This window comes from Pseudomonas brassicacearum, assembly GCF_918698105.1.
GTDB classification, from domain to species: domain Bacteria; phylum Pseudomonadota; class Gammaproteobacteria; order Pseudomonadales; family Pseudomonadaceae; genus Aquipseudomonas; species Aquipseudomonas brassicacearum_F.
The window spans coordinates 12,715-26,720 of record NZ_CAKKMI010000012.1 but is presented as its reverse complement, the minus strand read 5'-3'; the positions used below and the strand labels follow the sequence as shown (position 1 = coordinate 26,720).

Here is a 14,006-nt window from a genome sequence, read left to right as displayed (position 1 = left end):
GTGAGTCGATCCCGGCGCCGCGCGGGTCTGAGACCTGCGCCGGCGCCGCGTCGCTCGCTAGCTTTGGGAATTGGGTTTGGTCTTGAGCTTGCCCAGCAGCTTGTCCAGGGATTTCTGGTTCAGCGCCTTGGCCAGCGGGAAGTCCGCGGGCATCAGCGAACCTGCCTGGGGGTCGAGGCAGTGTTCGACCAGCGCCTGCAAACGTTCCAGCAGGCGAGCGGGCAAACGGCTGTCGGCATTCGGCGTGACGCTGTGCCATTCGACACGCAACACGCCGTCCTCCAGCCAGGCCACCACTTCACGGGCGTGGGTCACCCGGTTCACCGAGGCCACGTCCGGCGGCGGGACCAGGCTGCTGGCGCGCAACCAGCCCGCTGGCGTTTGCTCATGCCCCAGGTAGTTGAACAGCACATCACCGTGGCTGGCCGGCAACTCGCCGCGCTGGCGCAGCAAGCCGTAGCCCAGGCCCTGGCCGGGTACGTCACGCAAGGCTTGCTTGGCGTTGCGCACCTGATCGCCCGCGACGCCGCTGGCATTCACGCGCAGTGGGTAGAGGGTGGTGAACCAGCCGACGGTGCGGCCGACGTCCAGCCCGGCAAACGGTGCGTCACGCCCGTGGCGCTCCAGGTCCACGACGATGTCGCTGCGCTGTTCGACCTCGGCCAGGGTCGCGGCGAGGGCGGCGATCAGCAGTTCTTCCGGTTGCGTGCGGTAAGCCGCGTGGGACTCGGTCAGCCATCGCTGTGTACGGCTGGCGTCCCAGCGGGCCGACAGGGTCTGGCGTTCGGCGACCGTGGCCATGGGCGGCGGGTTTGCGCCGACCTGGGCACGCCAGTAGCGATGCTCGGCGGCAGCCTTGGCGGCATGGGCTTGCAGGTGTTCGGCCCATTGACGATACGAGGTGGTTTTCGCTGGCAACGTCGGGCTCTCGCCACGCTCCAGTGTCGGGTACAGCTGTTGGAAATCTTCCAGCAGCGGCGTCCATGACACTGCATCGATCACCAGGTGATGAGCCACCAGGTACAGGCGCTGCGGCGTGCCCTCCAGCAAGGCCGCGGCAAACAGCGGGCCGTGTTGCAGGTCCAGGCTTTGCGCGACTTGCAGCAGTTGTGCCGGGCGCTCGCAGCAGGTCAACTGGGCTGGGGCCACCGGCGCGATGTGCGCCTGCCATAGGCCGTCGACGTCGGTGAAACGCAGGCGCAGGGCGTCGTGGTGGGCGACCAGTCGATCCAGTGTGGCTTGGACGATGGCCGGCTCCAGGCGACGGTCGCTGTCGGCCAGCACCGATTGGTTCCAGTGCGTGGCCTGGACCTGTTGCTGGTCGAAGAACCACTGGTGCAAGGGCATCAGCGGCATCGGCCCGGTCACGTCACCTTGTTCGGCCTGGGTCAGCAGCGCCGTGGTCACATGGGCCAGGGCCGCTGGGGTTGGCGAACGGAACAAGTCCCGTGGCGTGAGCGAATAGCCCTGTTCACGCAAGCGCGAGATCAGTTTCAGGCCGAGAATCGAGTCGCCACCCAAGGCGAAGAAACTGTCCGAGGTGCCGACTTCACGGCCGCCGGACAAGGTGTCGCCGAGCAGCTCGCCGAACAACTGGCAAAGCAGGCGTTCCAGGTCGGTGCGCGGTGCCGCGTAGTCCTTCTGGGTGTTCGGCAAGGGCAGAGCGGCCAGGGCCTTGCGGTCGATCTTGCCGTTGGTGCTCAGGGGCAGGGCCGGGATCTGCACCCACACCGCCGGCACCATGTAGGCCGGCAGTTCGGCCGCGAGCTGGCTGTCGAGGTCCGATTGCGCGGTGCTACTGCTGTAGAACGCCACCAGGCGGTTGTCGATGACCAAGGTACAGGCTCCGGTGATGGCCGGCAGGTTCAGCAGCGCTGAGTCGATTTCCCCCAGCTCGATGCGCTGGCCGCGCAACTTCACCTGATGGTCGAGACGTCCCAGGTATTCGATGTTGCCATCGGCCAGGAAGCGGCAACGGTCGCCAGTGCGGTACAGGCGATCACCGGCCACGAACGGGCTGGCAAGGAAGCGTTCCTCGGTCAGGTCCGGACGTTTCAGATAACCCCGGGCCACACCGACGCCGCCGATGTACAACTCGCCGATGCTGCCAATCGGCAATGGCTGCATGGCCTCGTCGAGGATGTACAGGCGCAGGTTGGCGATGGGCTTGCCGATTGGCACGATCAAATCGTCCGCCGAGCAACGCCAGACCGAGACGTCGATGGCCGCTTCGGTCGGGCCGTACAGGTTGACCAGCGCCGCCGGGTGTTGACCCATGAAGCGCCGCACCAGGTCCACCGGCAGGGCTTCGCCACTGGCGAATACCTGGCGCAGGCTGTGGCAGTTGACCAGGCTCGGTTCTTCGACAAAGGCGCGGAGCATCGACGGGACGAAGTGCAAGGTCGTGACCTGTTCCTGCTGGATCAATTGGCTGAGGTAGGCCGGGTCGCGATGACCGTCCGGGCGGGCAACCACCAGGGTCGCGCCGGTGATCAGCGGCCAGAAGAACTCCCACACCGACACGTCGAAGCTGTACGGGGTTTTCTGCAGCACACGGTCGTTCGGGCCAATCGGGAAGGCGTCCTGCATCCAGTGCAGGCGGTTCATCAAGGCGCCGTGTTCGTTCATCACGCCTTTGGGTTGGCCGGTGGAACCGGAGGTGTAGAGCACGTAGGCCAGGTCGTGGGCCTCGACGCTGATGGGTTCGAACGCCGAGGCCTGGGGCAGGGCGTCGAGGGTCCAGGCTTGATGCCCGACCGGGAGGCGCGACAGCCACTGCGCTTGGGTCAAGGTGACCCGGGCATCAGCGTCTTCGATCAGGAACGCCAGGCGCGCGGCAGGCAACTCCGGGTCCAGCGGCAGCCACGCGGCGCCGGCATGGACGATGCCGAGCAAGGCCACGACCATCTCCACCGAACGCTCCATGCACAGCGGCACGATGCTGTCGGTGCCCACGCCAGCGGCGCGCAGGGCGCGGGCGACGGTTTGCGCCCGCTGGTCCAGCTCGGCATAACTCAGGCGCTGGCCTTCGAACACCAGCGCCGGAGCGTTGGGGCTCAGGGCCGCTTGTTGGCTCAGGGCGGTGTGCAGGTTGGTTGGGCCGCTGTAGTGGCGGTCGGTGGCGTTCCAGCGGTCCAGTTGCTGCTGGTCCTGCTGTTGCGGGAACAGTTCCACCAGGGTGCGTCCAGGGTTTGCCACCAGTGCATCGAGCAGCGCGCACCACTGCGCGCTCCAGCGTTGCATCGTCGTTTCGTCGTACAAGGCCGGTTGGTATTCCAGCGCCAGCGTCATGTCGCTGCCGTCGTCCTGGACTTCCCAGCTCTGTTCAAACTTGGCGTCGATCACCGGCAGCATCTGTTCTTCGACGTTCAACCCCGGCCATTGGCTGCTGTCCACCCGGCCATAGTTGAGGGAAAACAGCACCTGGAACAACGGCGTACGGTTCAAGTCGCGGTTTTGTGCGATAGCGCCGACCAGGGTGGCGAAGGGCAGGTCGGCATGGGCCTGGGCGGCACGCAGGTCGGCTTCGAGGCTGGCCAGCAGTTGCTCGGCCGGGGCCCGTTGGTCGACGTCGCTGCGGATCACCAGGGTATTGACCAGGCAGGCCAGCAACGCCTGGGTTTGCCCGTGGTCACGCTGGTCCGCCGGGGTGCCGAGACGAATCTCCCGCTGGCCGCTGTAGCGGGCCAGCAGCGCGCTCAGGGCCGTGGCCAGTACCACGTAGGTGGTCGTGCCGCGCTGACGGGCGAACTGGCGGATGGCTTCGGCGCGCTGGGTGCCAAGGCGTACGTTCAGTTGCCGGGCGCGACGATCGGCTTCGGCGCCGCGTGGATGGTCGATGGGCAGGTCGAGCTGGTAGTCGTCCTGGCCCAGGTGGTTTTTCCAGTAGCCCAGGCTGTCACTGCGCCGGGCCTGGGTGTCCGGGTGCTGTTGCCTCAGGGCGAAATCGACGTAATCGATTTCCAGCGGCGCCCAGGCGGGCGACTGCCCGTTCAGGCCGGCGGCGTAGGCCTGGGTCAGTTCGTCGATGAGCAACTGCATGGCCCAGCCGTCGGTGGCGCTGTGGTGCAGGCACACCAGCAACAGGTTTTCGTCACTGCCCTGGCGTTGCAGCAGATGCGCCCGCCAAGGCGCCGCGGCGGCCAGGTCGAACGGCGTCATCAGTGCGTCCTGGGCGCTGGCGCAGGTCGCTGCCCAGTCCTGGGTCGCAACACAAGTGACCGCGAGCGCCGGGCCGTGGTCGTCGATCAGCAATTGCGGCTCGCCGTCGACTTCGACGATACGGCTGCGCAGCACCAGGTGGCGCTGGCTGACCTGCGCAAAGGCCTCGCGCAAGACCTCGACCTGCAACTCGCCGCGCAAGGTCAGGGCGAATGGCATGTGGTACTCGCGGGACTCCGGCACCAGGCGGCTGAGCATCCAGAACCGGCGTTGAGCCAGACCCAGCGGTAATTGCGTCGGGCGCGGTTGTGCGCTGATCGATTCACCGGGCATGGCCGCGCGCAGATGCTCGGCCAGGGCTGCGACCGTCGGTTGGGCGAACACCAGCGGCAACGGTAGGGAAACCCCTAGGCGCTCACGGACCCGGCTGACCAGGCGGGTGGCCAGCAAGGAGTGACCACCGAGTTGGAAAAAGTTGTCTTCGATGCCGACTTCCGCACCACCCAGCACTTCGCTGAACAGTTCGCAGAGCACGCTTTCAGTGGCATCGCGCGGCGCGGTGCGCGGCTGGTCGCTTTGGCTCTGTGGCAGCGGCGTGGCGGCCAGGGCCTTGCGGTCGAGCTTGCCGTTGCTGTTGAGCGGCAGGTTATCGAGCTGCACGAACAGACTTGGCTGCATGTGCGCGGGCAGGCTGTCATTCAAGTCGGCACGCAGGGTCGCCTCATCGGCGTCACCGCACCAGAAACTCACCAGGCGCTGGTCGAGCAACAAGGTGGCGGCGTCGCGCACACCGGCCAGGGCCAGCAGCGCAGCGTCGATTTCCCCCAGCTCGATGCGCTGGCCGCGCAACTTCACCTGATGGTCGAGACGCCCCAGGTATTCGATGTTGCCATCGGCCAGGAAGCGGCAACGGTCGCCAGTGCGGTACAGGCGATCACCGGCCACGAACGGGCTGGCGAGGAAGCGTTCCTCTGTCAGCTCCGGGCGTTTCAGGTAACCCCGGGCCACACCGACGCCGCCGATGTACAGCTCGCCGATGCTGCCAATCGGCAATGGTTGCATGGCCTCGTCGAGGATGTACAAGCGCAGGTTGGCGATGGGCTTGCCGATTGGCACGATCACATCGTCCGCCGAGCAGCGCCAGACCGAGACGTCGATGGCCGCTTCGGTAGGGCCGTACAGGTTGACCAGCGCCGCCGGGTGTTGACCCATGAAGCGTCGCACCAGATCCACCGGCAAGGCTTCGCCACTGGCGAACACCTGGCGCAGACTCTGGCAATTGACCAGGCTCGGCTCTTCGACAAAGGCACGCAGCATCGACGGTACGAAGTGCAAGGTCGTGACCTGTTCCTGCTGGATCAACTGGCTGAGGTAGGCCGGGTCGCGATGACCATCCGGGCGGGCAACCACCAGGGTCGCGCCAGTGATCAGCGGCCAGAAGAACTCCCACACCGACACGTCGAAGCTGTACGGGGTCTTTTGCAAGACGCGGTCGTCCGGGCCAATCGGGAAGGCGTCCTGCATCCAGTGCAGGCGGTTCATCAAGGCGCCGTGTTGGTTCATCACGCCCTTGGGTTGGCCGGTGGAACCGGAGGTGTAGAGCACGTAGGCCAGGTCGTTGGCGTCGACGCTGATGGGCTCTCCAACTTCAGTATTTGGCAACGCATCCAGCGTCCAGGCTTGATGCCCGGCGGGCAGGCGCGACAGCCATTGCGCTTGGGTCAAGGTGACCCGGGCGTCGGCGTCTTCGATCAGGAACGCCAGGCGCGCGGCAGGCAACTCGGGATCCAGCGGTAGCCACGCGGCGCCGGCATGGACGATGCCGAGCAACGCCACGACCATCTCCACCGAACGCTCCATGCACAGCGGCACGATGCTGTCGGTGCCTATACCTGCGGCGCGCAGGGCGCGGGCGACGGTTTGTGCGCGCTGGTCCAGCTCGGCATAGCTCAGGCGCTGGCCTTCGAACACCAGCGCCGGGGCGTTGGGGCTCAGGGCGGCTTGTTGGCTCAGGGCGGTGTGCAAGTTGGTTGGGCCGCTGTAGTGGCGCTCAGTGGCGTTCCACTCGATCAACTGGCGCTGACGCTCGGCCGTCGGCAGCGGCGTCCAATCCCCGAGGCGGGTGTGTGGCGCGTCGAGCATGGTTTCCAGCAGTTGTTGCCATTGGTCCAGCCAACGCCGGGCGGTGGTTTCGCTGAACAGCGCGGCGCGGTATTCCAGCAACACCGACAGTACCTCGCCGTCATGCACTTCCCAGTTCAGGTCGTACTTGGTGGCCTGGGCGGTCACCGCCCGTTCGTGCACCTGCAACTGCGGCCAGTGAGCCGAGGACGAGTTGGCGTTCTGCATGGCGAACAGCACTTGGAACAGCGGCGTCTGGCCGAGGCTGCGCGAAGGTTTCAAGTGCTCGACGACCTGGTCGAACGGCACGTCCTGATGCTGCTGGGCATCCAGCACACGGTTGCGCACCTGCTTGAGCAAACCTTCGAAATCCAGCGCCGGATCCAGGTCGGCACGCATGACCACGGTGTTGACGAAGCAGCCGATCAGCGGCTGCAGCTCGGCCAATGGACGCTGGGCCACCGGGCTGCCAACCCGCACATCGCGCTGGTTGGCGTAGCGGCCCAACAGCAACTGCGCGGCGCCGAGCATGAGCATGTACAGCGTGGCGCCGCGTTGCTGGGCGAACTGTCGCAGGCGTTCCACCAGGGCCGGCGGCAATTGCAGTTGGACCGCGCCGGCCGCCGGGGCGAGCTGGTTTGGCCGGCCCTGTTCGGTGGGCAGGTCCAGCAGGTAGTCGCCGTCCTCCAGTTGGTTGCGCCAGTATTCCAGTTGGCTGCTGAACGCGGCCTGTTGAGCGGATTCGCGCTGCCAGAGGGCGTAATCGGGGTATTGCAGCGCCAGCCCTGGCAGTGCTGCCGGGGTGCCCTGGCACTGGGCGATGTAGCACTGGCGCAGTTCATCCAGCAGGTTCTGGCTGGAAGCGTCGTCGGTGGCGCAGTGGTGCACGTTGAGCAACAGCAGCGACTGGGCAGCGCCGCTGCGTTGCAATAGCGTGGCGCGGACCGGTACTTCGGCGGCGAGGTCGAAGCGGCGGCCGGTTTCTGCGTGGATCGCCGCGTCGGTCAGTTGCTGCCAATGCTCGTCGCTGGTCGCGTGCAGTGCCGTCACCTGCATACTGATATCGACCTGCGGTTCGATCACCAGCGCCAACTCGCCATCGCTATCGCGCACGATGCGGCTGCGCAGGATCTCGTGGCGTTGGACCACGCTGTTCAGGGCCGTGCGCAGGGCCTGGACGTTGAGTTCGCCGTCCAGTTGCACGGCGCTGACCACGTTGTACTCACCACCGCCGGTGCTCAGTTGTTCAAGGAACCACAAGCGTTGCTGTTCGAACGACAGCGGCAGGCGCGCCGGACGCGTCGCCGGGACGAAGGTCGCCGCCGGGGCTTGCAGGGGATCGCCCAGCAGCGCGGCCAAGGCGTCGAGGGTCGGGTGTTCGAACACCGCCCGCAACGGCGGTACGCTGGCGAACTGTTGACGCAGGCGGGCAAACAACGTCGCCGCCAGCAGCGAGTGGCCGCCGAGGTAGAAGAAATGGCTGTCACGGCCGATCTGCGACGACGGCACCTTCAGCAACTCGGCCCACAGGGCGGCCAATTGCTGTTCGGCGGCGCTGCGCGGCGGATCGAGGGCATCTGGCGCGGCTTGGATGTCCGGGGCTGGCAAGGCCTTGCGGTTGAGTTTGCCGTTGTCGGTCAGTGGCAGATCATCGAGCAGTACGAATGCCGAGGGCACCATGTAGTCGGGCAGGGCGGCGCCGATGGTTTTGCGCCAGGCGTGGATGTCGGCCTGCTGGTCGCACGTCACGTAGGCGACCAGGCGCTTGTCGCCGGGCACGTCTTCGCGGGCCAGCACCACAGCCTGGCGCACGCCCGGTTGGGCGCCGATCAAGGTTTCTATTTCCCCCAGCTCGACACGGAAACCACGGATCTTCACTTGATGATCCATGCGTCCCAGGTATTCGAGCTGGCCGTCGGGCAACCAGCGCACCAGGTCGCCGGACTTGTACATCCGCGCCCCGGCCACGGTGGAGAACGGATCTTCGATGAACACCTTCGCGGTCTGCTCGGCGCGGTTGAGGTAGCCCAGGGTCACGCCGGCACCGCCGATGTGCAGTTCCCCCGGGACGCCCACCGGCATCGGGTTGAGGAAGGCATCGAGCACGTAGGTGCGCACGTTGGCGATCGGCCGGCCGATGATCGGCCGCAGCGGGAAGTCATCCACCGCGCAACCGGTGGCATCCACGGTGCATTCGGTCGGGCCGTAGGTGTTGAAGAAGCGGCTGCCGGCAATCGACGGCAGGCGTTGCCACAGTTGCGCGTCCACCGCATCGCCACCGAACAGCACGAAGCGCGGCAGGTACACCTCGCCCCGGCGAACGCCGTCGCTTTCAAGCAGGGCCTTGAGTTGCGCCGGGGTGCATTCGAAGGCGTCCAGGCGGGTGTCGCGGAAGAATCCGGCCAGGCCCTCGGGGTCGTAGCGCACGTCTTCCGGGGTCAGGTACAGGCTGTGGCCGTCGAGCAACAGGATCAGCTCGGCCACCGAACTGTCGAAGGCGAACGAGTAGTTGAAGCTGGTGCGCATCGGCTGGTCGGTGTAGCGGCGATACAAGCCATGAATACGCGCCCAGGCCAGGTTGACCACTGAACCGTTGGTCACCAGGGTGCCCTTGGGCTTACCGGTCGAACCGGAGGTGTACATGATGTAGGCCAGGTCTTGCGGCCCGGCGAGCGGGGCAGGGTTGCTGTCCGGCTGGTTGGCGAACAGGGCTGCGTCGCTGTCCAGGCGCAAGCGCGGCAGTTCGGCGCCCAACTGTTCCAACAGGCCTTGCTGGCCAAGCAACAGTGCCGGTTGCGCGTCTTCGAGCATGTACGCCAGGCGATCCACCGGGTAGGTCGGGTCCAGCGGCACATAGGCACCACCGGACTTGAGAATGCCCAGCAGGCCGACCAGCAGTTCCAGCGAGCGCTCGACACACAGCGCCACCGGGCGGTTGGCGCCGACGCCGCGGCTGCGCAGGTAATGCGCCACCTGGTTGGCGCGACGATTGAGTTCGCCGTAGCTCAGGCGGCGGCCTTCGAAACACAGGGCGTCACGCTCCGGGGTGCGTTCGGCCTGTTGTTCGAACAACTGGGCGAAGGTCAGGTGCGTCGGCACCGCCATCTCGGTGCGGTTCCACTCGACCACGGTGCGTTGCCATTCCGCGTCCATCAGCAGCGGCAAGGCGGCGACCGGGCGCTGGGGCTCGGCGAGCATGTGTTCGAGCAAATGTTCCAGGCGCGCCAGGGTCTGGCGGGCGCTGTCGGCGACGAACAGGTCGAGGGCGAACATCAGCTCCAGCTGGATTGGCGCATTGGCCGGGCACAGCACGTGCAGGTCCAGGTCGCACTCGGAATGTCGCAGCGGCGTGTCCAGCGCTTCGAACTCCAGCCCGGGGAAGCGCAACCGCGACTCCATGGCCAGTTGCTGGGCGACCATCACCTGGTACAGCGGCGCATGGCTGAGGCTGCGTGGCAGTTGCAGGTTGTCCACCAGTTGCTCGAAGGGCAGGTCCTGATGCAGCAGGCCACTGCGCAGACGTTCGGCCACCTGTTTGACCAGGGCAGTGAAGCCGGCTTGTGGCTCGAAGTCGGCGCGGATCGCCAGGTTGTTCAACAGAATGCCCAGCAGGCCTTCGGTGCCTGGCTGTTCACGGTGGGTGACCGGGGTGCCGACCAGCACCGTGGCGTCGCCGCTCAAGCGGTGCATCAACACGGCAAAGCCGGCGAACAGGACGGTGAACGGCGTGGTGCCGAGGCGACTGGCAAAGGCTTGCACCCGGCCACTGAGGTCGGCGCTGAGTTCACGCTGCACGATCCCGGCGCGGTAGCTTTGCACCGACGGCCGTGGATGATCGGTGGGCAAGGCCAGCAGCGGGCTGGCGTCGCTGTCGCGCCGGTCCAGGGTGGTGGTCCAGTAGTCGAGTTGACGCTTGAGCTCGGCGCCTTGCAGGTGTTCGCGCTGCCAGAGGGCGAAGTCGGCGTATTGCAGTGGCAAAGCTGGCAGTTCGGCGGGGGCGCCGTTGCAACGGGCCTCATAACCCAGGGCCAGCTCGCGCAGGGCGATGGTGGCCGACCAGGCGTCCGAGACCAGGTGATGCAGGGCGATACCGAGCACGTGCTCGCCCGGCGCCAGGCGCAGCAAGCGCGCACGCAGCAGCGGTGGGCAGGTCAGGTCGAAGGGCTGCTCGAAGGTGTCTTGCAGGGCGTTGAACTGCGCGCCGGCGCGCGCGGTGGCGGTCAGCCCCGACAAGTCTTCGAAGGGCAGCGCGATGTCCAGCGCTGGGCTGATGCGCTGGCACGGCACGCCGTCGGTGCTGTGGATGCCGGTGCGCAGGATTTCGTGGCGCACCAGCAGGTCGTTCAGGCTGGCGTGCAGCGCCTCGACATTGAGTTCACCCTTGAGGTGCAGGGCGAACGGGATGTTGAACAGGGTGGTGCCCGGCGTCAGTTGCTCGATGAACCAAAGGCGTTGCTGCGAAAACGACAGCGGCAGCAGCGTCGGGCGTGGCTGGGCCTTGGGCACGCTGAGGGCGTTGCCTAGCGGTGCGGCGGCCTCGGCCTGGCGGGCGGCGATGGCCACGGCCAGCAAGGCCACGGTCGGCTGTTCGAACAGCACCCGCAACGGCAGGTCAAGCTTGAACTGAGTGCGCAGGCGGGCAACGATCTGGGTCGCCAGCAGCGAGTGTCCGCCGAGGGTGAAAAAGTTGTCTTCCACGCCCACTGTGTCGCGTCCCAGGACCTCGGCCCAGATCGACGCGACGGTGGTTTCCAGCGCGTTGCGCGGGGCGATGCTTTGCTGGGTGTCGGCCTGCCAGTCCAGCTCCCGAGCAGCCAGGGCCTTGCGATCGACCTTGCCGTTATTGTTCAGGGGCAGTTTGTCCAGGCAGACGAACGCCGCCGGCACCATGTACGGCGGCAGTTGCGCCCGCAGGTGTTCGCTCAGGCCGTCGCTGCCCAGGGTTTCGTCATGGGCCGACCAGTACGCCACCAGCCAGGCTTCGCCGACGGTGTTTTCCCGCAGCAGGACGGCGGTTTCGCGGACGTTCGGGTGCTGGGCGAGACGGTGTTCGATTTCCGTCAGTTCGATCCGGTGCCCGCGCAGTTTGACCTGCTGGTCGCGGCGGCCGAGGTATTCAATCACCCCGTCTGCACGCCAGCGTCCCAGGTCACCGGTGCGGTACAGGCGACCTTCAAATTGAGGGTGGTCGATAAACGCCTCAGCGGTGCGCTGCGGGTCGTGCAGGTAACCGCGGCCAACGCCGACGCCGCCGACACAGATTTCCCCGGCCACGCCCACCGGCACCGGGCGCAGGGATTCGTCCAGCACATACAGGCGGTTGTTGGCGGTCGGTTGGCCGATGGGCATGTGGCTGACCTCGGCCCCCGGTGCTTTGAGGATCGGTTGGAAGGCCACGTCATCGGCGCATTCGGCTGGCCCGTAGGCGTTCATCAGGGCGATGTCGGGGAACCGTGCGAACCAGTCGCGGGCCACGGTCGGCGGCAGGGCTTCGCCGGTAGGCAACACCCAGCGCAGGTCCGGCAGTTGCAAGTCGCACGGGCACAGCGCGAGCAAGGTGCGCATCAGGCTCGGGACGATTTCCAGCACGTTCAGGCGCTCGCCGGCGAGCACTTGCAACAGGCGTTGCGGGTCGTGGGCGACTTCATCGGCAAGAATGTGCACGGTGGCGCCGAGCACCGGCGCGGCGAGGAACTGCCACACCGAAATGTCGAACGCCACCGAGGCGGTCTGGGGAATCCGGTCGGCGGCGCTGAGGCCCAGGGCCGGTACTTTGCCGAAGATGTTGTTGAGCATGCCGCGCTGTTCGATCATCACGCCCTTGGGCGTGCCGGTCGAACCCGAGGTGAACAGCACGTAGGCCAGGCTGTCGGGGCGGGCGAGCACCGGCAGTGGCGCGTCGTTGCCGGACGTCCAGCAGGCTTCGGCGAACAGCGCCTCGGGTGCCTGGTCGAGGCCGCTGAGCAGTTGATCGAGCAGGCCGCTGCAGGCTTCGCTGGCAACCAGGAGCGGGGCGCGGGACAGCCCGAGGATTTCCCGCAGGCGCTCGGGCGGGTGATTGACTTCAAGGGGCAGCATCGCCGCGCCGGCCTTGAACACGGCCAGCATCATGGTCAACAGCGCCAGGCCACGGGGGGCCACCAGCGCGACCAGTTGGTCTTCAGCGGCGCCGGCCTCGCGCAGGGCGTGGGCCAGACGCGTAGAGCGCAGGTCCAGCTCGGCGTAGGTCAGCGACTCACCGGCGCAGGTCGCGGCGACCTGTCCCGGGCGCTGGGCGACTTGGGCGGCAAACAGTTCGGCGTAGCTTTGCTCCAGCGGAAAATCATGCGGGTTGCGCGCCCACTCGCCCAGCAGCTGCTGGCGTTCCTCCACGGCCAGCAGCTCGAAGCTGGCCAGCGGCGCCTCGGGTGCGGCGAGCATGCCGCGCACCAAGCTGGCGATGTGGCCCAGCAGGCGTTGCACGGTGGCGGCTTCGAAACGTTCGCGGTCATAGGAGACGCGGATGCCCAGCTGTTCGCCCGGCAGGATCACCACGGTCAAGCCGTAGTGGGTGTGCACGCTGTGGTCCATGCCTTCGAGGCTGAACTGGAAACCGCCTTCGAGAATCTGTTCGTCGATGGGCGCGTTTTCGAATACCAGGATGCTATCGAACAGGGTTTCGCCCCGAGGGAAATCGCTCCAGCCCTGAATGTCGGTCAAGGGCGTGTGTTCGAAGTCGCGCATGTCGACGTTGAGCTTTTGCAGGTCGCCCAGCCAACTGCCGAGCGAGGCGTTCGGGTCCACCGAAACCCGCAGCGGCAAGGTGTTGATGAACAGGCCGATCATTTCCGCGACACCGGTCAGGTCGGCCGGGCGCCCGGCCACGGTGACGCCGAAGACCACGTCCTGTTGCCCGCTGTAGCGTGACAGCAGAAGCGACCAGACGCCCTGGAAGAACGTGTTCGGGGTGATCCGGCGACTGCGACAGAACGCCGCCAGTGCCTGGGTTTCCTGTGCGTCGAGGTGGATCAGTTGGTCGTCCACCAGCACCGCATCGGTGTAGCGGTCGCGGGTCACGCCGTTGTCCACGGTCAGTGGCGTGGGGGCATTGAGGCCATGCAGCTGGCCGCGCCAGAACTGCTCGGCCTTGCTCGCGTCCTGGCGTTGCAGCCACTGGATGTAATCGCGAAACGGCCGCGGGCTTTTCAGCTCCGGTGTGCGGTCGTTGCACAACGCTTCGTAGACTTTGAGGAAGTCCACGGTCACCAGGGAAATGCACCAGGCGTCCATCAGGATGTGGTGGAAGCTGCGAATGAACTCGTAGGACTGATCGCCCAGGCGTACCAGCCGGAAGCGAATCAGCGGTGGCTTCGACAGGTTGAAGCCGACTTTCTGCTCGTCTTCCAGCAGCGTGCGGATTCGCGCTTCCTGCTCATGGGGGGCGAGCCCGCGCAGGTCGAGGGTGTCCAGCGGCACCTTGACCTGGCGGTGGATCACCTGCACCGGTTGCTTCTGGCTTTTCCATTGGAAACTGGCGCGCAGGGACGGGTGCAGCGCCACCACCTGGCGCCACGATTCAAGGAACGCCCCTTCATCGATGGCCCCGCCGATGCGGTAGCGATCCTGCATCAGGTACACCCCGGAGTCTTCGTGCAGCAGGGAGTGGAACAGCATCCCTTGTTGCAGCGGCGACAGCGGGTAAATGTCTTCGATCGGGTTACCGGTGGTTTTTTCGGTGGTCATTG

General features: G+C 66.4%; 1 protein-coding gene. It reads right to left on the bottom strand.

Annotated elements, in window-relative coordinates:
• Positions 1-57: 57 nt before the first annotated feature.
• A complete protein-coding gene (locus tag LQ215_RS07120) occupies positions 58-14,004 on the bottom strand; it encodes a non-ribosomal peptide synthase/polyketide synthase (protein WP_230148340.1) in 13,947 nt (4,648 codons plus the stop codon).
• Positions 14,005-14,006: the final 2 nt, after the last annotated feature.

Excerpts from the sequence above, each read along its gene's own strand:
- LQ215_RS07120 (WP_230148340.1), bottom strand. The coding sequence starts at position 14,004 with ATGACCACCGAAAAAACCACCGGTAACCCGATCGAAGACATTTACCCG.